General features: G+C 55.5%; 19 protein-coding genes. 12 read left to right on the top strand and 7 right to left on the bottom strand.

Annotation, left to right across the window (positions count from 1 at the left end; translation table 11 throughout):
• Positions 1–132: 132 nt before the first annotated feature.
• The 3 genes from IEW12_RS25600 to IEW12_RS25590 form a co-directional block, all read right to left on the bottom strand.
• Complete coding sequence (locus IEW12_RS25600; RefSeq protein ID WP_188568985.1) at positions 133–3,744, bottom strand: indolepyruvate ferredoxin oxidoreductase family protein; 3,612 nt, start codon at positions 3,742–3,744, stop codon at positions 133–135.
• Positions 3,745–4,218: 474 nt separating this feature from the next.
• Positions 4,219–5,151, bottom strand: a complete 933-nt coding sequence (locus IEW12_RS25595; RefSeq protein ID WP_188568984.1) for a LysR substrate-binding domain-containing protein — start codon at positions 5,149–5,151, stop codon at positions 4,219–4,221.
• A 9-nt stretch (positions 5,152–5,160) separates the two neighbouring features.
• The gene (locus IEW12_RS25590; RefSeq protein ID WP_188568983.1) at positions 5,161–5,613 is read right to left on the bottom strand and encodes an Lrp/AsnC family transcriptional regulator; all 453 of its coding nucleotides are present in this window, start codon (positions 5,611–5,613) and stop codon (positions 5,161–5,163) included.
• A 173-nt stretch (positions 5,614–5,786) separates the two neighbouring features.
• Between IEW12_RS25590 and yedA the strand changes: the two genes are divergently transcribed.
• Both yedA and IEW12_RS29040 read left to right on the top strand, forming a co-directional pair.
• Complete coding sequence (gene yedA / locus IEW12_RS25585) at positions 5,787–6,686, top strand: drug/metabolite exporter YedA (protein ID WP_188568982.1); 900 nt, start codon at positions 5,787–5,789, stop codon at positions 6,684–6,686.
• Positions 6,683–6,808, top strand: a complete 126-nt coding sequence (locus tag IEW12_RS29040) for a hypothetical protein (protein WP_268237274.1) — start codon at positions 6,683–6,685, stop codon at positions 6,806–6,808. Before yedA ends, IEW12_RS29040 begins: the two co-directional genes overlap by 4 nt.
• Positions 6,809–6,837: 29 nt before the next feature.
• Here IEW12_RS29040 and IEW12_RS25580 read toward each other — a convergent pair whose 3' ends face one another.
• The gene (locus IEW12_RS25580) at positions 6,838–7,893 is read right to left on the bottom strand and encodes a GGDEF domain-containing protein (protein ID WP_188568981.1); all 1,056 of its coding nucleotides are present in this window, start codon (positions 7,891–7,893) and stop codon (positions 6,838–6,840) included.
• A 491-nt stretch (positions 7,894–8,384) separates the two neighbouring features.
• Here IEW12_RS25580 and IEW12_RS25575 point away from each other — a divergent pair, with 491 nt between their 5' ends.
• Both IEW12_RS25575 and IEW12_RS25570 read left to right on the top strand, forming a co-directional pair.
• Positions 8,385–8,990, top strand: a complete 606-nt coding sequence (locus tag IEW12_RS25575; protein ID WP_188568980.1) for a methylamine utilization protein — start codon at positions 8,385–8,387, stop codon at positions 8,988–8,990.
• A 101-nt stretch (positions 8,991–9,091) separates the two neighbouring features.
• Positions 9,092–11,467 carry a bifunctional diguanylate cyclase/phosphodiesterase gene (locus IEW12_RS25570; protein ID WP_188568979.1) on the top strand — a complete coding sequence of 792 codons (2,376 nt, stop codon included), beginning with the start codon at positions 9,092–9,094 and terminating at the stop codon, positions 11,465–11,467.
• A 59-nt stretch (positions 11,468–11,526) separates the two neighbouring features.
• On the opposite strand, the gene IEW12_RS25565 is transcribed toward IEW12_RS25570, so the two are convergent.
• Positions 11,527–13,257 carry a diguanylate cyclase domain-containing protein gene (locus IEW12_RS25565; RefSeq protein ID WP_188568978.1) on the bottom strand — a complete coding sequence of 577 codons (1,731 nt, stop codon included), beginning with the start codon at positions 13,255–13,257 and terminating at the stop codon, positions 11,527–11,529.
• A gap of 433 nt (positions 13,258–13,690) precedes the next feature.
• On the opposite strand from IEW12_RS25565, the gene IEW12_RS25560 reads away from it, so the two are divergent.
• The 7 genes from IEW12_RS25560 to IEW12_RS25530 all read left to right on the top strand — a co-directional run bounded on the left by IEW12_RS25560 (position 13,691) and on the right by IEW12_RS25530 (position 18,700).
• Complete coding sequence (locus IEW12_RS25560; RefSeq protein ID WP_229751366.1) at positions 13,691–14,554, top strand: DUF3034 family protein; 864 nt, start codon at positions 13,691–13,693, stop codon at positions 14,552–14,554.
• Positions 14,555–14,586: 32 nt separating this feature from the next.
• Positions 14,587–15,057 carry a group I truncated hemoglobin gene (locus IEW12_RS25555; protein WP_188568976.1) on the top strand — a complete coding sequence of 157 codons (471 nt, stop codon included), beginning with the start codon at positions 14,587–14,589 and terminating at the stop codon, positions 15,055–15,057.
• Positions 15,058–15,175: 118 nt separating this feature from the next.
• Positions 15,176–16,843 carry an energy-dependent translational throttle protein EttA gene (gene ettA / locus IEW12_RS25550; protein ID WP_188568975.1) on the top strand — a complete coding sequence of 556 codons (1,668 nt, stop codon included), beginning with the start codon at positions 15,176–15,178 and terminating at the stop codon, positions 16,841–16,843.
• An 81-nt stretch (positions 16,844–16,924) separates the two neighbouring features.
• Complete coding sequence (locus tag IEW12_RS25545) at positions 16,925–17,350, top strand: DUF4124 domain-containing protein (RefSeq protein WP_188568974.1); 426 nt, start codon at positions 16,925–16,927, stop codon at positions 17,348–17,350.
• A gap of 57 nt (positions 17,351–17,407) precedes the next feature.
• On the top strand, positions 17,408–17,683 hold the full coding sequence (locus IEW12_RS25540) for a hypothetical protein (protein ID WP_188568973.1): 276 nt from the start codon (positions 17,408–17,410) through the stop codon (positions 17,681–17,683).
• Positions 17,684–17,737: 54 nt separating this feature from the next.
• The gene (locus IEW12_RS25535; RefSeq protein WP_188568972.1) at positions 17,738–18,328 is read left to right on the top strand and encodes an IMPACT family protein; all 591 of its coding nucleotides are present in this window, start codon (positions 17,738–17,740) and stop codon (positions 18,326–18,328) included.
• 105 nt (positions 18,329–18,433) lie between these two features.
• Positions 18,434–18,700, top strand: a complete 267-nt coding sequence (locus tag IEW12_RS25530; protein ID WP_188568971.1) for an HP1242/YdcH family protein — start codon at positions 18,434–18,436, stop codon at positions 18,698–18,700.
• Between the two features lie 27 nt (positions 18,701–18,727).
• Here IEW12_RS25530 and IEW12_RS25525 read toward each other — a convergent pair whose 3' ends face one another.
• Together IEW12_RS25525 and IEW12_RS25520 are read right to left on the bottom strand one after the other, a co-directional pair.
• Positions 18,728–19,396 carry a LysE family translocator gene (locus IEW12_RS25525; RefSeq protein WP_188568970.1) on the bottom strand — a complete coding sequence of 223 codons (669 nt, stop codon included), beginning with the start codon at positions 19,394–19,396 and terminating at the stop codon, positions 18,728–18,730.
• A gap of 107 nt (positions 19,397–19,503) precedes the next feature.
• Positions 19,504–21,420: an O-antigen ligase family protein gene (locus tag IEW12_RS25520; protein WP_188568969.1), complete on the bottom strand. Its 1,917-nt coding sequence runs from the start codon at positions 21,418–21,420 to the stop codon at positions 19,504–19,506.
• Between the two features lie 335 nt (positions 21,421–21,755).
• Between IEW12_RS25520 and IEW12_RS25515 the strand changes: the two genes are divergently transcribed.
• Complete coding sequence (locus tag IEW12_RS25515; protein WP_188568968.1) at positions 21,756–22,532, top strand: S1 family peptidase; 777 nt, start codon at positions 21,756–21,758, stop codon at positions 22,530–22,532.
• The last annotated feature ends 48 nt before the right edge of the window (positions 22,533–22,580 follow it).

Below are 22,580 nucleotides of genomic sequence, written 5' to 3'. Positions count from 1 at the left end.
CCTAATGCGACCCTGCCAGCAGATCTAAAACAAGAGTTTAAGGTATATGACGTTTACGTAAACGTCAAATGAAATTAAAACGGGGCTGAAGGCTGTGAAGGCAAGGCGGTATTCGCCTTGCCTTCACAGAAACTAAGCTGCCTGCGCTATCACGCCAGCAACTTTGCCTGGCAACTTTTGCAGCAAGCCAGCCTTGTCAGCATAGTAGGTTTTCATCGCTTTTTCTTTGACATGGCCAAAGCCGCGCACTTTTTCCGGCAGGCTGGCCAGTTCCACGGCCAGTTCCAGCTTGTCCTGGTTCAAATCCTTGATCAGGGACAAGATCATTTGCTGGTAGTCCGCGCTCATCGCGCGCTCGGCCTTGCGTTCTTCGGTATAGCCGAAGATGTCCAATTTGCTGCCGCGCAATTTCTTGAACTTGGCCAGCAGGGTGAATGCCTGCCACATCCAGGAGCCGTATTGCGCCTTGACCAGATGGCCTTGCGCATCCTTTTTCGAGAACAAGGGCGGCGCCAGGTTGAATTTCAGCGAGAAGTCGCCTTCAAACTGCTGTTTCAGCTTTTCGGTGAACTGGCCGTCGGTGTACAGGCGGGCAACTTCGTATTCATCCTTGTAAGCCATCAGCTTGAATGCATATTTGGCCACTGCCGTAGTCAGTTTATTGCCCAGTGCCAGCCCGGATTCCACCGCGCGCACCTTGCCGACCAGATCCTGATATTGCTGCGCATACGCAGCATCCTGGTAATCGGTCAGGAAGGCGACGCGGCGCTTGATGATGCTGTCCAGGCTCTGCGGCATTTGCACGATCACAGGCTGCGAAGGAATCGCGACCTTTTCCACAAGCTGCAGATCGACCGCGGCGCGGCGTCCCCACAGGAAAGCCTTCTTATTGGATTCAATCGCAACGCCATTCAATTCCACTGCGCGCATCAAGGCCTGCTCGGAAACAGGAATCGCGCCTTTCTGGTAGGCGAAGCCCAGCATGAACAGGTTGGTCGCGATCGAATCGCCCATCAGTGCCGTTGCCAGTTTGGTGGCATCGATAAAGTCGGCATGATTGCCTACCGATTCCACGATCAGTTGTTCTACTGCCTCTGCCGGGAACTCCCAATCAGGATTCTTCGCAAACGGGCCGGTCGGCTGCTGATGTGTGTTTACGACCGCGCGGGTGCGGCCTGCACGCATCTTGGAGATGGCGTCATGCGCACCGGTAGTCAGGATGTCGCAGCCCAGTACCAGATCCGCCTCGCCTGTGGCAATGCGCTGCGCGCGCAAGCGTGCCGCCTTGTCGGCGATACGGATATGCGAAGTGACCGAGCCGTTCTTTTGCGACATGCCTGTCATATCCAGCACGGAAACGCCCTTGCCTTCCAGGTGGGCCGCCATGCCTATCAGCGCGCCGATGGTGATAACACCGGTGCCGCCTATGCCGTTAAGCAGGATGTTGTACGGTGTTGCGCAGCCTGGAATTTGCGGCTGCGGCAAGATGCCGAAACCGTCATCACCCTTGCTTACACCGGCCTTGGATTTTTTCAACTTGCCGCCTTCCACCGTCACAAAGCTGGGGCAAAAACCTTTGACGCAGGAATAATCCTTGTTACAGGAAGACTGGTCTATCGTGCGCTTGCGGCCAAACTCGGTTTCCAAGGGCATGATAGACGTGCAGTTGGATTGCACTCCGCAATCGCCACAGCCTTCACAGACTGCTTCATTGATCACCATGCGCTGGTCGGGATCGGCGAACTCGCCCTTCTTGCGGCGGCGGCGCTTTTCAGCAGCGCAAGTCTGGTCGTAGATTAAGACAGTGGCGCCGCTGATCTCGCGCAATTCGCGCTGCACCGCATCCATGTCCTTGCGGTCATGCAAGGTCACCAGCGCAGGCAGGCTGGAACGGTCTGTATAGCGCGACAAATCCTCGGTCACCAGGGCAATGCGCTGTATGCCTTCGGCGGCCATCTGCTGCGCCATCATGGGCACCGTGATCGTGCCGTCCACCGGCTGGCCGCCGGTCATCGCTACCGCATCGTTGTACAGGATTTTGTAGGTGATATTCACTTTCGCAGCAACCGCGGCGCGTATCGCCAAGTAGCCGGAGTGGAAGTATGTGCCATCGCCCAGGTTCTGGAATACATGCGGCAAGCTGGAAAAGGCCGCCTGGCCTATCCACGGTGCGCCTTCACCGCCCATGTGCGTGGTCAGCTTGTTAAATTCCGGGTAGATCGCTGTCGCCATTACATGGCAACCTATGCCAGCCAGCGCCAGGCTGCCTTCCGGCACCTTGGTCGACGTATTGTGCGGGCAGCCGGAGCAGTAATAAGCCGGGCGCGGCGGTGTGCTAACCGATTTATTCAGCACCACATCCTTGGCCTCCAAAAAGGCCAGCCTTGCCTTGATCAGATCGCTGGTGTGGAAGCGGGCAATACGCGCTGCGATGACGCGTGCAATTTGCGCCACTGAGAAATCGGCCTTGGACGTCAACAGCCATTCACCGCGCGGCGCTACCCACTCGCCTTTTTCATCAAACTTGCCGATCACGCGCGGACGCACATCGTCACGCCAGTTATACAACTGTTCCTTCAACTGGTATTCAACGATCTGGCGTTTTTCTTCAACGACCAGGATTTCGTCCAGGCCCTGCGCAAATTCGCGCACGCCTTCCGGCTCCAGCGGCCACGGCATCGCCACCTTGTACAGACGGATGCCGATTTCGGCGGCGAATCTTTCATCGATACCCAGCTCTTCCATCGCCTCCAGCACATCCAGGTAGGATTTGCCGGATGCGATGATGCCCAGATGCGCGTGCGGGCTGTCTATCGTTGTGTGGTTCAGCTTGTTGGCGCGCGCATAGGCCAGCGCTGCATAGATTTTGTAATCCTGCATCAGCGCTTCCTGCTTGCGCGCCTGTATGCCCAGCGTATCCAGCGACAAGCGCGTATTCAGGCCGCCTTCCGGCATCACGAAATCTTCCGGTATCGTGATCTTCAGGCGGAAGGGATCGGCATCCACCGACGAGCTGGACTCGACCGTATCGGCCAGGGCCTTGAAGCCGACCGCGCAACCGGAAAAGCGTGACATCGCCCACGCATGCAAACCCAGGTCCAGGTATTCCTGCACATTGCAGGGATACAGCATGGGAATCATGCAGGCGGAAAAAATATGGTCGGACTGATGCGGCAAGGTGGAAGAGTATGCACCGTGGTCGTCGCCCGCTACCAGCAATACGCCGCCATGCTTGGCGGTACCGGCGTGGTTCATATGCTTGAACACGTCGCCGCAGCGATCTACGCCCGGGCCTTTGCCATACCACATCGCAAACACGCCGTCGTATTTGGCGGGGCCTATCAGGTCTACCGTCTGTGTACCCCAGACCGCCGTGGCCGCCAGGTCCTCATTCACGCCGGGCACAAACTTGACGTGACTGGCTTCCAGTAAATTCTTGGTCTTCCACAGTGTCTCATCCAGACCGCCCAAAGGAGAGCCGCGATAGCCGGAAATGAATCCCGCCGTATTCAGGCCCGCGGCCAGGTCGCGTTGTCTTTGTATCATAGGCAGGCGCACGAGCGCCTGTATGCCGGACAGAAAGATCGTACCGCTATTGGACGTGTATTTATCGTCCAGGCTGACCGGCGCCAAGGCTGGTGCGGCTTGCTCATTGCGAGTGAGGATGGGGGTATCTTGCGTGGCAGATTGCTGGGCGGGCGCGGACGCCAGACCAGCAGATTCCATTGCTGCGTCGGATGACATGTGTACTCCAAAAATTTGTGATTTCGTTTGCAAACTGACATTCGATGCGTCCGGTAAGACACAGGTTTGTCAATCGTGCAGGGCTGTGATGGCAGCCATTTTATTCCAACTTGCATCAAAAATAGAAATACCCGAGTACCGAAACCACCCCTATTGGCGGCCTGTTAGCACAATGTATTGATATTTTTTATACAGATTGGATGTTCAAAGGAAGCTTCGAATACGAACTTGAATTTACATCAGTGCAATGTGAGCATTGATACAAGACCAGGTCCTAGCTGCAGCGCCTCCTCGACTCCCTTTGAAATCTGCTGTACGGCCAGTGTAGGGATTATCACCGCCCCTGGGAAATATGGAATTTGAATAGGGGTATCATAAAAAATGATATCCGGCTTGAGGCGGTCAAAAAAACCTGGAGCGATGACGAGCAAGCTTCAAGGCCAGCGCATCTCACTACTTGTGAAGTGAGATCTATTACATTAAGTTCCGCGCACCCAGCCAGCGCCCGCTGGCGCACAACTCTCGCGCCACTTCCAGCACCAGCCGTTCTACCGCACCGGCGGCATTGGTCAGGGGAATGTTTTTCGATGAACACAACACTACGCTACGGACTATCTTTGCACCGCCTATGGGCCAGGCGCGCAGCTCACCACGCTCTATCTCCGACAGCAGCGGAGCTACCGGCAAGATCGTCGCCCCCATGTCGGCCATCAAGGCCGATTTCAGGATGGCGATGGAGTTGATGTCGATCACATTGTCAATCGACAAACCCGCCTGGCGCACGATGTTTTCTATGCGCGGCCGCACGCCGTGCTGCAAGCCGGGCAGTATCAAAGGCGCCTGCAGCGCCTTGTCCAGCGGGATGACTTTGCGCTTGCTGATGAATTGCGAATCGGCGCGCGCAATGTACATCATCTCTTCTTCCACCATGGGCTTGACGGCAAAGCCGGACAACTGGCCGTCGTCGAACAGGACGGCCAGATTGATACGGCCGGACTTCAATTGCTCTATCAGGTTGCCGGTCAGCTCTTCCGTCATTTGCAGGGATATTTCAGGATAGTGCGCGCGCACCGCTTTCAGTAAAGGCAGTGCCAGTGCGCCGGACGCGCTTTGCGGGATACCAAGCGCCACGGTACCGGTAGGCTTGTCGGCAGACTGCGCCACGGCAGACCTGGCATCGCCCACCTGCTTCAGGATGGCCTGCGCATGCTCATAAAACAGCTTGCCCGCATCGGTGGGCAGCATGCCTTGCGCAGAACGGTGCAGCAGTGCGGCACCCAGTTCCTCTTCCAGTTGCTGCAATTGCTGGGTCAACGCGGGTTGCACGATATGCAAAACACGCGCCGCCCGCGACAAGGAGCCGTGATCGACGATGGCAACAAAATACCTGAGCTGGCGCAGTTCCATCCTAGGCTTTCAATTGAAGACGGGCCGCAACGCGCGCCGTTCCAGCGGGGACGACAGGATCAGTGAGGTGGAAGTGTCGCCGCAGCGGCGGGTCAGCTCCACCAGCACGCGCTCCAGCTCCTTTACCGAAGGCACGACCACCTTGACGATACTGCAATCGTCACCGGTGACAGAATGGCATTCGACAATTTCCGGCATTTCCTCGGCGACGGCGGCAACCAGCCGGTAATCCGAGCGCACTGCCACTCTCACGAACGCAGTCAGGCTGTAACCCAGCGCCTCGGGATTGACGCGCGCGTGATAACCAGTGATCACATTGGCGGCTTCCATGCGCTTGACCCGCTCAGCCACTGCCGGCTGGCTCATGTGGATACGGCGACCTATTTCCGCCAGCGTGACGCGGGCATCGGCCTGCAGGATTTCCAGGATCTTGCCGTCCATCTGATCCAATTCTAGTTTCATGGAAAACCCCCTCATTTTCAATTAATTCAAAAGTAATGTAACCGATTTGCCTTCGTTTATCTATTCAAAAACAGACTCTGCAGGCATACACTGTCACTACTGAATGTTGCCTCCAAGCCCTTGTTGAGCGCTCTTTACACCCTGTTACCCCCTTATTACCTCTTTTTAATATCATGCCTCGCCTGCCCAGACTCGTTCTTTTTGCCCTGCTGACTGTCTATATAGTCTGGGGCTCAACCTACTATGCAATCCACGTTGCGCTGGCCTCGTTTCCGCCTTTCCTATTGATGGGCACGCGTTTCCTGGTGGCCGGCGCCTTGCTGTTCGGCTGGTTGAAATTGCGTGGCGTCAAAAATCCCAGCCTGATGCAATGGCGTGACGCCGGCGTGGTCGGCATCCTGCTGATGGGTGGCGGCATGGGCCTGACTGCAGTGGCCCAGCAATATGTATCGTCCGGGCTGACCGCAGTATTCATCGCCTGCTCGCCGATGATATTGTCGCTGTGCGTGGGCATGTTCGGCGACTGGCCGAATAAACGCGAATGGACCGGTATCCTGAGCGGTTTTGCCGGCGCCATCCTGCTGGCCAGCAGCGGCGACTTCTCGGCACAGCCCATAGGTATCGTCGCACTGCTGGGCGCCATCTTTTGCTGGGACATAGGCTCAGTGCTGTCGCAAAGAAAGCTGTCGCTGGCCCCAGGCGCAATGGGATTTGCCAGCGAAATGCTGCTGGGCGGTGTATTCCTGAGCATCGTCGCTGCGCTCAAGGGTGAAAGTTTCAGCGCACCGATCACGCTGCCTGCGTTCATGGCCTGGGCTTACCTGGTCGTGGCAGGGTCCCTGCTGGCATTTACTGCGTATATGTATTTATTGTCCACGGTGCCTCCGGCATTGGCGTCCAGCTATGCCTACGTCAATCCGTTGATCGCTGTGACGCTGGGCGTGGTTTTGGGCGGAGAAAAGCTGGGGCCGCGTGAGTTGCTGGCCATGGGCATTATCCTGGGCAGCGTCCTGCTGCTGACGATGTCGCGCGCACGCCCTGCCCCATCCGCAGAATTGAAGGAAGCAGTATGAGCTGGGACGCCTACCTAATTTTTGTCGTCACTACCGGCGTGATCTGCCTGACACCCGGCCCCGCCGCCCTGTTGATCATCGCGGGCGCGCTGACGGCAGGCGTAAAACGAGCCATCCACTAAAAAGCGGATAGCGCGGCAACTCAGGGAAATTAAAAGAACTCTGCGGTATCGTTGGAGCGCTCGGTGTGCAGATCGCCGCTCTGCACCAGACTGTCGTAATAACAGGTGCGGTTGCGGCCATTGCTCTTGGCAAAATACAGCGCCTGGTCGGCGCGGCCCATGATGGCAACCGCCGGCTCAAACGGATCGATGCGGGCAAAACCGACACTGACGGTCACCTTGCCTACTTGCGGAAAGTGGTGCTGCTCCACATTGGTACGGAAACGGTCAAAGATATGCTGCGCGTCTTCCTGCGTGGTGGAGCGCAGCAAGATCACGAATTCTTCGCCGCCGAAGCGGAACAGGCGGTCAGTAGGGCGGAAAGAGGAACGCAGCAGGTTAGCGATCAGGATCAGCACCTCGTCGCCGTACAGATGGCCGAACTGGTCGTTCACACGCTTGAAATGGTCAATATCCAGCACCGCCAACCAGTGCTGCTTTTCCGGCTCATGCTGGCGGCGCTCAACACCGCCGCCATCCACTTCGCTACCTTCATTGCTGCTTTGCTGCGATGTCGCACGCAATACTTTGGAAAAATTATCGTCGAAGGTTTTACGGTTCAGCAAGCCGGTCAGCGAGTCGCGTTCGCTGTAATCCAGCAGGTTCTGGAAATTGCGGTAAACGATTAATATGCCTTCCATCGCCTCCATCGTATTTTTTGTATACGACGCGGGATTGATGATTTCCAGGCAAGTGCTGACCTTGTCGTTGATCCAGATGGGCAGCCAGACTATGCGCTTGCCGTCTTCAGTCAGGCTCTCAATCAGATTGGAATGCTGGGTGATTCCCTGCTCCAGGGCAGGATACTGGCTAATCGCCTCGCCGGTCTGCACCGCGACCAGATGTTCATCGACGGTAAGCACCTTGCCATTCTTGATCGTGATTTGCGGTTGCACAAAGATTTGTTTTCCAACGGCAACAATATCCAGCGCGCGCGCATACTCCGCATGCGTCAGTTCGCTTAATGCAGAAATCACAGAAATATTGAGGAGATCATGGTCACGATGACCGGTAATTTCCACAAGGTGCTTAATGATTGATTCCATACATTCTATTTAGGATGCAATTGCGATTAATATTCCAGTGCAGCAAATCCTTTGGGTAGAGGCAGAAGATACATTAGTAGCGCCTCACCGACAACATGCTCTATTCACTTTTATCATACGGCAAAGAGCGGCAGCACGTAGCGAGATGCGTCTGTCTCGGTGCTGTTTTGACATCTAATTCACTGAAGCGATGCCTTTTTGGCCGTGATAGCGACGAAACTTGGCAGCGGCGAGTCTCGTATTAACGACGTATTAAATTCTTTGCATCACATTATATGCGAAACATATTGCCTCGACTCACTATTGGTGTTTGTCAACTATTGTAAAACCACACTTTATTTCGTAAGTTTCCGTTAGGCATTATTTCTATACTCCTGCAAAAACAGCCACGCCAGTAGTATAGTTATGCGTTGCATAGTTTCCCGGAGATAAGCCTCCGGATTGAGACTTGTGCGCTTTACTGATTACCTTGGGCCGTTTCAGGCATAAATATGAGCAGACCACGTCTAATGCACACCGCCGTTGTTATTTTATTAAATGGCATGGTGGCGAGCAGCGCCTTTGCCACCCTGACGGTGCAGGTAGTCGACAGCGCGGGTCAGCCGGTTGCAGATGCCGTTGTGTACGCCGAAGGAACGGCTCCGCTGGTCAAGTCCCCGCCGCAAGTGGATGTCGAGCAAAAGGACAAAAAGTTCATCCCTCTGGTGACTGTGGTCCAGACCGGTACGGCGATTAGTTTCCCGAATAATGATACTGTCCGCCACCACGCCTATTCTTTTTCTGCGCCCAAGCCCTTCGATATCAAGCTGTATGCGGGCACTCCCACCAAGCCCATACTCTTCGACAAGCCAGGCACGGTAGTCGTAGGCTGCAATATTCATGACCAGATGATTGCCTATATCCAGGTGGTCGATACCCCGTATTTCGCAAAGACGGATGCCAGCGGCCGGGCCAGGATCAACTCCATTACGGCAGGCAAATATGCGCTGAAAACCTGGCATTTCAAACAGGCTGCAGGCATTCCTGTCAACGAACAGAGCATTAGCTATAAAGATGATGCGACAATTACTGTTAAACTGAATTACAAAGCCAGCTAGCAAACTTACGTCTCCAGATTCCGGCTCAGAAATGCACGCAACTTTGCTTAAATGCTGCCACTCGCCTGCACGGCATACGCAGCAATTTTCAGGAACGGCCTATGCGCTTCCATAGCCTGGAAAGCCGTGTCGTCGCCCTATTCATCGTCCTGATACTGGCCGTTCAGCTGGCCGGCTATTTCACCATACGCCACGAAATCCAGGCCAATGCGCGCGCCTCCATCCAGGCCGATCTGAAAATCGGCGAGCGCCAGTTCGGCAATCTGCTGGAACAAAACGCGCAACGCCTGATCTTCGGTGCCAAGGTGCTGGCTTCCGAGTTCGGCTTCCTGACTGCAGTCAGCAGCAATGACCGCGACACCATAGAATCTGCTTTGTCCAACCACGGTGAACGGATAGGCGCGACGCTGACGGTGCTGATAGGTCTGGACAAGAGCATTACCGCTTCGACCAACGCTGCATTGGCAGCCAGCCTGCAGCAATCCATCCCGACGATGATAGACCAGGCGGAACAGAATGGCGGCGCTACATCCAGTACCACCATTGTTGAGAGCCACCCCTACCAGCTGGTTGTCGTGCCGCTGAAAGCACCGGTAACAATAGGCTGGGTCGTGATGGCAATTCCCATCGATAAAAAGATCGTCGCCGACATGCGCGAACTATCGTCGATGCAGGTATCGCTGCTGACCAGCAGCGACGGCGGCCCATGGAGTTCCAGCGTCTCCACACTGGCGCCGGCAGAGGCAGGCGACCTGGCCAAGCAATTGCCGACGACGCTGGACAAGGCCTTTTTTCTGCAAGACCTGGATATTGGCAACGATAATTACAGCGCGCGCGTGCTGAAGCTGGCACAAAATCCGCGCCAGAACCAGACCACGGTACTGGTATTGCAAAGATCCATCAATGAAGCCATCGCCCCTTATGAGAACCTGAAGCTGAGCCTGCTGGTGCTGACAGGCTTGGGCGTGCTGGTGGCGATCATCATCAGTGTCTTCTCCGCCAGGCGCATTACCGGCCCCATGCGGCAACTGGCGGAAACAGCGAAGAAGCTGGGCGCCGGCGATTACTCCGCCACCATAGACGTCAAGGGCCAGGATGAAATAGGGGAACTGGCGCGCACCTTCATCAGCATGCGCGACGGCATTGCCAATCGTGAGAAAGAAATCCTGCGCCTCGCGTACTGGGATACGCTGACCAATCTGCCGAACCGGGCGCGCTTCGTCAACATGCTGAACGACGCCATCAAGCATGCGGAATCTAAGGAAGAATCCTGTTATGTATTAATGATGGATCTGGATCGCTTCAAGCATGTCAATGACGTCATGGGACATAGCTTCGGCGATCTGCTGCTGACCCAGGTCGCAGTCAGGCTCAGTGCCGAACTCGGCCAGGGCGCAACCAAGCCGGCGCGCCTCGGTGGCGACGAATTTGCGATCCTGTTGCCCAATTCCAGCCTGGCGGCAGCGCAGGAACTGGCTGCACGTATCCTGCAATCGCTGGAAAAACCGATCTCCATCGAAGACCAGACCGTGGATCTCGGCGCCGGCATAGGCATCGCCGGTTATCCGGAAAACGCCACCAGCGCTGAAACCCTGCTCAGCCATGCAGAAGTGGCAATGTATGCGGCCAAGCAAAGAAATAGCGGCGCAGTCACTTATATTCCCGAGATCGACAAGTCCAGCCAGCAAAGCCTGTCGCTACTGAGCGAACTCCGGGCCGCGCTAGATCACAACGCCTTCCGCCTGTATGTACAGCCAAAGGTGGAGCTAGGTACCGGCAGGGTGATTGCGGTAGAGGCTCTGGTGCGCTGGATACATCCTGAGCGTGGTTTCATTTTCCCCGACCAGTTCATCCCTTTCGCAGAGCAAACCGGCTTCATACGGCTGCTGACCCGCTGGGTACTGGAGCAGGCGGCCACCATGTGCAGTGAATGGGAGGCACGCGGCCTGCACCTGAAAATGTCGGTCAACCTGTCTACCCGCGATCTGCTGGATCAGGACCTGCCGAACAAATTTGCCGATATCCTGGCTCGCCACAAGATCAGCCCCGAGTCCTTCTGCCTCGAAATCACTGAAAGCGCCATCATGGATGATCCGGTGCGGGCGCAGCAAACCCTGGAGCGCCTGCATGTGATGGGCGTGGATTTGTCGATTGACGATTTCGGCACCGGCTATTCATCACTGGCCTATCTGAAGAGCCTGCCGGTGGATGAACTGAAGATAGACAAATCCTTCGTACTGAAAATGGAGCAGGATCTGGATGATGCGAAGATAGTCAGGTCCACCATCGACCTGGGCCACAACATGGGCCTGAGGGTCGTCGCCGAAGGCGTGGAAAACAAGGACGTGATGCAGTTGCTGAGGGAAATGGGCTGCGACCAAGCCCAGGGCTATTACATCAGCAAACCCATGCCCGCAGAGCACCTGCAGGAATGGGTAATGAAATGGGTGCCGCCGGAGTATTCAGCAGCGGCCTGATTACTGTTACTGCACCGCCACCGCTGCACGGTCCTGCCTTGAGCACCTGCCGCAGAAGCTCAAACCAGATGCATCTGGCTGGATTTGCGGTCACGCTTGCGCTTGTACATACGCCCGTCTGCAATCTTGATCAGCCTGACATAGTCGTCGCCGTCATCGGGGAAACTGGCCCAGCCTATGGAGACGCCGACACTGACTATCGTTTGATCCAGTGAGATCGGCTCTTCCACCAGCGCGCAGATTTTCTCCACCATATTATTGATGTCTATCGAGCTCTTGGTTTCTTTCAGCAACAGCACGAACTCGTCGCCGCCGTAGCGTGCCACTGTATCGGTATCGCGTATCGCCGCCTTCAGGCGTTCGGCAATAATCACCAGCACCTTGTCGCCGGCATCATGGCCGTAATTGTCATTGATGAATTTGAAGCGGTCCAGATCAACGAACAGCAGGGTAAACGCATCCACATCCCTGGCGTTGCGTTCGGCCTGCTTGCGCAGGTAGTTGATTTGCGCGAACAGCGATTCGCGGTTGGCAACCTGGGTCAGCTTGTCGAAGCGCAGCTTGTTTTCCATCTCGACAAAGGTCTGCGCCAGCGTACCGATTTCATCGCCGCGCTGTATATCCATCACCGGTAGCGGTTCCCCGTTACCGAATTTCTCCGCCGCATTGGTCAGCTTGCGGATATCCCTGACTACCCGCTCCACCATTGCCAGCCCTATGGTCAGTGCAAAAATAATACAGGCCAGGGCGATCATGGCACTCTGCACAAAGCCCTGGTTGATGCCGCTCATGAAGTCCGAGCGCGGCACCGCAACCACGGTCAGCCAGTTAAGTCCCTGCTTGCTCCCCAGCGAAGACACGGCGACGTCAACGGTGCCGACGCTGAGTTCCAGTTGCCGCGTGGGCGGCACATCCGCGCTTTTCTGCAGAATCTGCCTTTGCCACTCAAAACTCTTCTTATAGGTTTCGCTGATCAACGAGGTTTTCATTTCTGTCGCCGTCATATGCACCGGCATGCCGGCGACGGTCTTTACAGGAGATTCCTGCCCCGAGGTCGCAACGATATGGCCGTCCGCATCGAGGATATAGGCAACACTGTTTTTGCTGATTTCCAGTGTCTTTAAAAAGTCGGACAACACTTTCAAGGTCACATCGGTAGCAACGACGCCTGACAGCGTATGGTCTTTCCTGAATACCGCCTTGGCCAGCGTGATGGTAGGGAAGTCCGACGTGAAATTATTGTAGATCGGCGACCACACTGGTTTATCGGTCACCGAGGCAATCCGGTACCACGGCCGTTTACGCGGATCATAGCCGTCCGTTCGCATCATCTTCGATCGATCACCGGGGCTGTTGACGTTATATACCTCGCGCTGCGCCTCACCCGGAAGACGCCAGAACAACTGGACAAAATCGCTGGATATGCGATACACGCCGACAAAGCGCCCGTCCGAGCCGCCGTAGTAGACGTAATTATTCACGTTCATGAACAGGCCGCTGGCAGCCCACAGGTTGACCTCCAGCGTATGCATGTCGTCGGAAAATACCTGCTCCCTGGGGACAGTCTTGGGGTTGGGCGAGATCGATTCCAGCGCGATCAAGGCCCCTTCCAGATGGCGCTCGGTCGCATTGCTGATGCGGTTGACCATGTCGGTCAGCACCCTTTGCGTCAGCGTCTGTACTGCATCGGTTCCGGCCTTCATCGAGACCCAGGCGATCGCAACCGACACGCCGATGACAAGTACAGTGACCGGTATCAGTAGCTCGCGACGTAAGGAAGTTTTTTTCATACTGCCGCTTTTCCCAGGCGCAAATTCTGATGTGAGGTGGACAAGGCCGTTTTTTGACGGACTCTTATAGAGAACAGCAAATCCTCTCTCCTTTTTATAAATATAGAGGATGACGGACGACGAAGACCAGGGTCTGCTTGTGATTTCCTTGCTCGTACTTACTTGTACTCAATCATACTCAACAATATTTCACATAAAAACTTGTCCTTGGATAACTTTCCTGCAGGACTTTTTTGTTAGAGTGTACCTGCATTTTATAGCGATGAAGAGTGGTATTTTTACCATATTTTTCAGTATGCCCTTGCTTATAGCTATTGGAATAAAGTATCAATTAGAATAAAACTAATATGCTCCCCCACTACGCGTTTTTTTATCTGTCCAGAACAAAAAAATGTCATATAGAACAGCAATCGTCCCAACAACTTTGACGCTCATGGCTTTGTGCTCGGGCGCACCGGCTTCGGCAGAGTCCCTGTCTTTGCCCGATATGGGCAAATTGACTGCCACCGGCGGCGTCAGCCAATTGGAAGGTGCCGGCGGCGGCGGTATCACGCCGTGGGCGCTGATTACCGGCTATGGCAGCTCGGACAGTTACGGCGGCAACGCCCATTACACCCAGGTCAGCACCCAGGATTACACTTTAAAAACCTACGGGTTATCGCTGGGCATCGCCGACCGGGTAGAGATTTCTGTGGCAAAGCAAGAGTTCACCGGCAGCAAAGCCCCGCTGAACCAGCTGGATATCAAGCAGGACATCATCGGCATCAAACTGAAGCTAAGCGGCGACGCCGTGATAGACCAGGACAAGCTGATGCCGCAAATCGCCATCGGTGCGATGTACAAGCGCAATAACGGCATAGGCGGCCTGGGAGCCCTGGGAGTAACCAATGTCAAGCAGTTAGGCGCGACCGATGACCACGGCATCGATTATTACGTCGCCGCAACCAAGCTGTTTCTGGACCAGAGCCTGCTGCTGAACGGCACCGTGCGCATGACGAAGGCCAACCAGATGGGCATACTCGGCTTTGGCGGCGACAAGCACGATAACTACAAGCCCATGTTTGAAGCTTCGGCAGCGTATATGTTTACTCGCAAGCTGGTCGGCGGCGTGGAATACAGGATGAAGCCGCGCAATCTGAGCGTGGACAATGAAAAGGATTACTACGACGTCTTCCTGGCTTACTTCCCCACCAAGAACGTATCAGTCACTGCCGCCTATGCAACACTGGGCGATATCACCATATTCAACCCGACCACGCAACGTGGCTGGTACCTGTCCGTGCAGATCGGCAACTAGACAAGCAAGGCCCAACTCATATGAAAACCGCTATGACCATTTTCAATAAGCTGCCTTTGCGCATGATGATGCTCAGTCTAGCGCTCGGCCTGCTCTTTTCTTTCCCTGCTCCCGGTTTTGCACAGGCAGGTAACGACAAGCTGTATCAGGGCCTGGGCGCAGAACAGGGGATCAGCAATATTGTCGACGACCTGATTGTGCTGATACTGCAGGATGCCAAGATCAAGGAACAGTTCAAGGAAACCAATATGAAGAACCTGGCAAAGCTGCTGAAAGAGCAGTTTTGCGTACTCAGCGGCGGGCCATGCAAATATACCGGCGATGACATGAAACTGGTGCACGGCAAATTGGGCATAAACAATCTGCAATTCAATGCGCTGGTCGAGGATTTGCAAATGGCGATGGACAAGAACAATATCCCTTTCGCGACGCAAAACAAACTAGTTGCCTTGCTGGCTCCCATGCAGCGCGACATCGTCGCGCCCGCAACTCCGGCCAAATAGCCGGCCAGAAGACACCCGGCATAAAATTCAGCCGGTTTCGGCGGCTTCCACTCCCCAATCCGGCGCAACATGGTTTATGCTTGCGCCCATCCTCTTTTCACTAGCGAAAACATAGCAAATGGCTAATTACGTCTATACCATGAACCGCGTCGGCAAGATCGTGCCGCCGAAACGCCAGATTCTCAAAGATATCTCCCTGTCCTTTTTCCCCGGCGCCAAGATAGGCGTGCTGGGCCTGAACGGTTCCGGCAAATCTTCCTTGCTGAAGATCATGGCCGGTATCGACAAGGACATCCAGGGCGAAGCAGTCCCTATGCCCAACCTGAACATCGGCTACCTGCCGCAGGAACCGCAACTGGATCCGGAGCAAACCGTGCGCCAGGCAGTGGAAGGCGCACTGGGCGAGGTATTTGAAGCCAAGGCCAAGCTGGAACTGGTGTATGCAGCATATGCAGAAGAAGATGCCGATTTCGACGCACTGGCAACTGAACAAGCCAGGCTGGAGGCGATCATCTCCACGTCGTCCGGCGACAATGTCGAATTGCAACTGGAAATGGCGGCTGATGCACTGCGCCTGCCACCCTGGGATGCCAAGATAGGCGTGCTGTCCGGCGGTGAAAAACGCCGCGTCGCGCTGTGCCGCCTGCTACTGTCCAAGCCGGACATGCTGCTGCTCGATGAACCGACCAACCATCTGGACGCTGAATCGGTGGACTGGCTGGAGCAATTCCTGTTGCGCTTCCCTGGCACCGTCGTTGCGATCACGCATGATCGCTACTTCCTCGACAATGCCGCCGAATGGATACTGGAACTGGATCGTGGCCACGGCATTCCTTGGAAGGGCAATTACAGCTCCTGGCTGGATCAGAAGCAGGCCCGCCTGAAACAGGAAGAAGCCACTGAATCTGCGCGCCAGAAAGCGCTGCAAAAAGAACTGGAATGGTCACGTCAGAATCCTAAGGCACGCCAGGCCAAGAGCAAGGCCCGCCTGGCCCGCTTCAACGAGATGAGCGAGCACGAATACCAGAAGCGTAACGAAACCCAGGAGATCTTCATCCCCGTGGCAGAACGCCTGGGCAATGAAGTCATCGAATTCAAGAACGTCTCCAAAGCCTTCGGTGACCGCTTGCTGATAGACAATCTCAATTTCAAGATCCCGCCTGGCGCGATCGTCGGCATCATCGGCCCCAACGGCGCCGGTAAGTCCACGCTGTTCAAGATGATCAAGGGTCTGGAACAGCCGGACAGCGGCGAAGTGGTACTGGGCCAGACCGCGAAAATCTCTCTGGTCGACCAGTCGCGTGAAGACCTGGGCAATACCAAGACGGTATTTGAGGATGTGGCCAATGGCGCCGACATCCTGACCGTGGGCCGCTTCGAAATGCCGTCGCGCGCCTACCTGGGACGTTTCAACTTCAAGGGCGGCGACCAGCAAAAGATCGTCGGCAACCTGTCCGGCGGTGAGCGCGGCCGTCTGCATCTGGCCAAGACACTGCTGCAAGGCGGCAACGTATTGCTGCTGGATGAACCGTCCAATGACCTGGATGTGGAAACCTTGCGCGCGCTGGAAGATGCACTGCTGGAATTTGCCGGCAGCGTGATGGTGATCTCGCATGATCGCTGGTTCCTGGATCGTATTGCGACACACATCCTGGCATTTGAAGGCAATTCGCAAGTCAGCTTCTTTGACGGCAACTATCAGGAGTATGAGGCCGACAAGAAAAAACGTCTGGGTGAAGAAGGCGCCAAACCTAAGCGCATACGCTACAAGCCACTGACTGTGTAACACAAGCATGCGGGCACGCCCTGTGCCCGCATCGTTCTCACGCCATTTCCATACCATGCCCGCGCCCTGCGCCGACTCAACATGAAATTGATCCTCTCTATACTGCTGACCGGCTGCTGTACGCTAAGTTATGCACAAGCCAATATGTACAAATGCAAAGTCGGCGGCAGCGTGGTGTATTCAGACCAGCCCTGCGGCGACAATGCGCAAAAGATACGCAAGGATGCGGCACCGGAAGCAGCGCCGGCATCGGTCACCGAGCATGTCTGCGCACAAAAAATCAGTACCTATGCCAAGTTTGACGAGCCCGATCATATCGTCATAGAGAGTATTAAAAAGGGCAATTCGGCCGCTATCGAGTATATGAATGGCAAGGTCTATGCAAAGACCTACTACCTGAAAATCAGCGAAAGAACTGCCTCCGGCGCCTATACAGGAACACGCAGCTACACCTGCCATGTCAGCGAAGACGAGCAGCGCATCCTGAAAGTAACAGGACCGTATTAGTCGTGCAGGCATGCGCCCGGCAATGCGGGCCATTTGACGTAACACACAAGGATATCCATGAAAAACCTGGCAAACGCCCTGCTGATCGCCGGCATCCTGATGCTGGCCGCAGCCGTCGGCTGGTGGTTCAGCTTTTATCAGCCCATCGTCGGCAAGCTGGGCATGCACCTGTCCGACGCCGGCAATTGCCTGTATACGCTGGACGGCCCCTGCGGACTGGCTCATGGCGCGGCGCGCTTTGTCGGGAAAACCCCATACAGCCCCTACCTGTTCTGGGCTGCAGCCGCGGCACTGCTGGCAGGCATACTGCTCAGGGCAGCCAGGGCGAAATGAAACCCGGAGCTAACATGCGGCGAAATATGCCGTGCCAGCGGTGGACCACCTGACATGTACCAGATCGCAGCAAGCTGCAGCGCTGAAATAGAAATCAAGAAAAGCCGTTTTCTCGCCTCCTTACACCCCGTCAACAGCCGTGCCGAAGCCCGTATGAAACTGGCGGCTATACGTGCCGAGCATCCGAACGCGGTCCATGTCTGCTGGGTGCTGCTGTGCGAGGGCGATTCCGGCCTCGATGATGACGGCGAACCCTCCGGCACTGCCGCCAAACCCATGTACAACGTGCTGGTGCATAAGCACGTCGCGAATGTGCTGGCGGTAGTCGTACGCTATTGGGGCGGCATCAAGCTGGGTGCAGGCGGACTGACACGGGCTTATGGCCAGGCGGTCTCGGACGCATTCAAGATGGCGGAATTGATTCCGGTGGAAGTACTATGCGAAAGAACATTCGCCTTGCAATTCGCCGATGAATCAGCCTTCCGGCGCCTGGCCGAACAGTATGCAGCGCTTGTTCTGGATGCTGTGTACGAAGAGCGGGTCGTGCTGCGCCTGCAATTGAAGCTGAGCCAGGCAGAGGAATTTGAAAGCTCTGCATACAGCCTGCTCAGAGGATCTTTGCAGCGTATCGGTGAAACACCCTAGTTCCGTTAAGCAATATTATTTAGCGCATTTGCTGCGCAAGCGAAACTGCACTACCATGCAACGACCGGCAGGCGTTTATGGCGGCCCATTGAAAGGAGTTGCAGCATGTCAATATCCCTACTCTCCCACGCTCTTGAAAAAGAATGTCCTGAACTGGCCGAGAAAATAGCCATGCTGAGAAAAGACGATCCTCACTTTGTGCGCCTGCTTGCCGCGCATGACGAGGTCGATAGCCAGATCACCAGCGATGAAGCCGGCACCAGGCAAAGACTGGATGACGCTACGCTGCAGCAATTGAAACTGCGGCGCTGCCAATTGAAAGACGAGCTATACAAGATCGCCAGCAACGGCAGCGGCAATCCCTGCTCCTGACGGGCTGCAGGAATTACCTGCGCTGTCTCAGGCGGTGCGCTTGACGAAAAACAGCGCTGTTCCGACAGCCATCAGTACCCCGCCAAAAAACCTGTTCTGCCTTTTCACTGCGCGCGCATTGCGGAAAAAACCCTGCATGGTGGCCGCAGCGAAGGCATAACCGTGCATGACGAACAGGTCCACGCTGCACATGGTCACAGCCAGTATCAGCAGTTGCGGCAGCAAAGGCCTTTCCGCGCTGATGAATTGCGGCAGAACCGCCACCATGAAGATAATGCCCTTGGGATTGGTGGCATTGGTCAGAAAACCCTGCAAAATCCTCTGGCGCAAAGCCGGTACTTCAATCCGTGGTGCTGTTGCCTGGCTGACGGCATTGTCCGGCTGTTCTGCTGGCGCTGTCTTGCCCGTGTCAATTCTGGCACGCCATTGGCTGATGCCGGAATAAATCAGATATAGGGCGCCCACTGTTTTGACCACCGTAAAGGCGGTCTCCGACGCCAGCAGGATGGATCCCACTCCCGCACCGGCAATAAACAGCAGCAGCATGCCGCCCATCTGCAAACCCAGGATGGTTCCCGAGGTTTTCTTCACGCCATAGGCGAGACCATGCGACATGCACAGCACTGCACCCGAGCCGGGTGAAATGGCAATCAGCCAGCAGGCGAGGAAATAGGTAATCCAGGTATGAAAAGTCATGTCGAATAGGTAATCAGAGACGAAGTGCCGAACCCGCATTCTAATATAGACCGGCAAAGGAATAGGCTTGCAGGTGAACCGGCACTCCGGTTTTTGCCAGAATGGCATCAATCCTGTGCCGTTTTTCCTTCTGCAGCGGTAGCAGACCGCGGCCGCAACAGCACGCAAGCCACCAGCATATAAAACAGCAGGCTCATGCGCGGAAAATCAAACAAGCTATCTACCAAGCCAACCGTGAGGAATGCCGCCAGTGCGGCCGCAATGGGCGGAAAAGGGAAACTGTTTTCGCGGTAGCGCTGCCACAGTCCACGCACTACCCACAACAGCAGGGCCAGGAATAAGCCTAAGCCCAGCCAGCCCTGCTCGAAGAAAACTTGCAGGAACAGGTTCTTGAAGTGCCAGGGCAAATGATTGTCGGCAGCAAAGAACCAGTGATCCATGCCCTGCTTGAAATCGCCGTTTTGTATCAATTCCTTGCCATCGGCAGAAAGCAGCGACACGTGGGCGATGGCAACGCGGGTGTTTTCATTCAGGTTCAGTAAGGACAATTTGGCCGTGGGCCAGGCATGCCAGGCCTGTTCGCGGAACCTGCGGGTACTGACGTTCAGGCTGTATTTCTTCCACTCGCCACCGGTATCGCCAACCGGCAGCCTGTTCCAGCTGCATGCAGTGGAATACAGCATCCACTTTCTGCAGACCGGAATCAGCAGTTCAGCATCGTCACTGCGCCCCATCAGGGTCAGGTCCAGCCTGTAGTCTTGCCCTCCGCGTACATCGACTATCTGCTCAAAATACAAGGGATCGCCGCCGCTGAGGAGCAAAAATTGATGGCCAGCCTCGCCGGCAAAATTATAGCTAGACAGGATATCTGTACCGCTATGCCGGTAATAAGCGTATGGAAGACTGCCCAGGCCCATGCCCAGCGCCTGCGTGTAGGCATCCTTGCCCATGATATCCAGCACTTTCGCCCAATGCGCGGTGCGTTTGGCGACATCTTTCTGAACAATGGAGAAGCGGTACTCCATCGGCGTATCTCTCAGGCCGAACCATCCTGCACCCACCAGCAGCAGCAAGGCAATCAGGGCGCCACGCAGATGTGGCCGACGAAAGAAGGCACTGCGGCGAAACAGCAGGCTAAGCAGCAATATCAGCATCGCCAGCACCAGCGCCACGTACCCGCCGCGCGCATAGGTAACCAGCATCGCATAGCAGCCGATCACAAATACGGCAGCGCCAAATCCCCTGTGCAGCCAGCGCCGGCTCTTCAATGTCCACCACAACACAAAGGGCATTGCCGTCGCAAAATAGGCTTCTACATAGGCGCCGCCAGTGTGCATGCCAGAGAAAGGGCCAACGACACGGTAGCCGCTATTGAAATTCCACAAACCGGGAAACGACAGCCGTTCCCATATAACTACAGCGGCGGCGGCCAAAGTACCGATCACCATGCCAAAGGCCATGGCCCTATAGGTCTTTACTGCATTCTGTTGCAACGCGTCTCGCAGAAACGGCAGCAGCAATATCGCATATAGCACGCCCTTGCCTACACGCAGCGCATTATAAGGACTGTAGTAATTGCTGAAGGCATTGGCATCCCACGCAGGATAAGGATAGCAAGCTATCAGCACGGAAACCGCGACCGATACGACAAAGCCCCCCAGCAGGCATTGCGCCGGCACAGAAAAAAGGTAGCTTTTCTCACTGCACGGCCGCCGCCATAGCAATCCAGCGAGCGTCAGCAACACCAGCAGATCAAACTCGTCAAAGAAAAACCAGCCGCTGAATGGGGCAAAATCAAGCACCGGCAATACTGCCAGCATCGCAGGCAGCCAGGCTCGCGGCCAGCGCCGCAATGCCAGCACATAGCCGGAAGCCGCAAGCAAGGACCAATAACGTCCCAGCGGATAGCTGGTCAACGCCCATAGCGCGATGCCGGCAAATACAACGGCGAACAAGTCCCGCAGGGCAAAGCCAGCCGCTGTTCGCCTGGGGCCAGGCGTCGAAGCCGGGATCAGTGCGTCCAAATGGGGGCCATGTCGGCCTGGGCCTGCGTGCAAGTCGGCATATGCTTATCTGAGGAGTTGGTCGGGATCATAGTAAACAGGGATTGCATTCAGGACATCAAAAATAAGGCCAGCCCGTTATCGTCAATATATTACAAGAAAAGACCGAATCTGCTGATTTTGCTATTTTTATCCCAGTTACCGCCGACAAAAACAGGCGTGTAAATTTTATTTCCATGCGCCATAATGGCGAAATTGAAAATTCTTTCCTTCAGCCCATTGCGTTTGCAATGCCAATGCGAGGCCACACTGAAGGATGCCACTATTCCATCGCCGCGATTTCAATCTAAGTTGCCATGAATAAAATTTTTCTTTTGAAAAACCTCTGCCTGGCATCTCTCGGCCTGTCATTCGTGCAGCTGTCCTGTGCTGCCGACTTGCCTGCCACGATCAAGGTAGTCAAGCCCTCAGTGGTCGCGGTAGGCACCCTGCAAAAAACCCGCAGCCCGGCGATCAGTTTTAGCGGTACCGGATTTGTCGTCGGCGACGGCTTGACAGTCATTACCAATGCGCACGTCGTCAACCGCCCCCTGAACCCCGAATCGCCGGAAACATTGGGCGTGCTGGTAGGCAAAGGCGATTCACCGGATTTCAGGCCGGCGACCGTGGTTGCAATCGATGAGGAGCATGACCTGGCCAGGCTGAGGATCAGCGGCGCGCCGTTGCCGGCGATGACGCTGGGAGAAGCGAGCGACGTCGCAGAGGGGCAGGCGATTGCGCTCACCGGTTTTCCCTTGGGTCCGGTACTGGGATTTCATCACGCAACCCACAGGGGAATTATTTCCTCGATCACGCCGGTAACCAAGCCGGTGCAGGACATTAAGTCACTGGACCCAAAAGTGATCGCCCAATTGCGGCGCGCGCCGTATGTGGTTTTTCAGCTCGATGCGACGGCTTATCCCGGCAATAGCGGCAGCCCGGTTTATGATACGGAAACCGGCAAGGTGATCGGCGTTGTCAACATGGTGTTTGTGAAGGGCCTGAAGGAAACGGCCATCACCAGTCCCAGTGGAATTACCTATGCCATCCCGGTGAACTTCATTCGCGATCTGCTGCAGCGCAATGTAAAGTAAATCCGCCTTGCCAGGCAACAGGATGACAGTGCAATCTTGAATAACGAA

Source organism: Parundibacterium terreum (genome assembly GCF_014636315.1).
GTDB lineage: Bacteria > Pseudomonadota > Gammaproteobacteria > Burkholderiales > Burkholderiaceae_D > Undibacterium > Undibacterium terreum.
The sequence above is the reverse complement of the archived record's forward strand: the minus strand, read 5'-3'. Positions and strand labels throughout refer to the sequence as shown.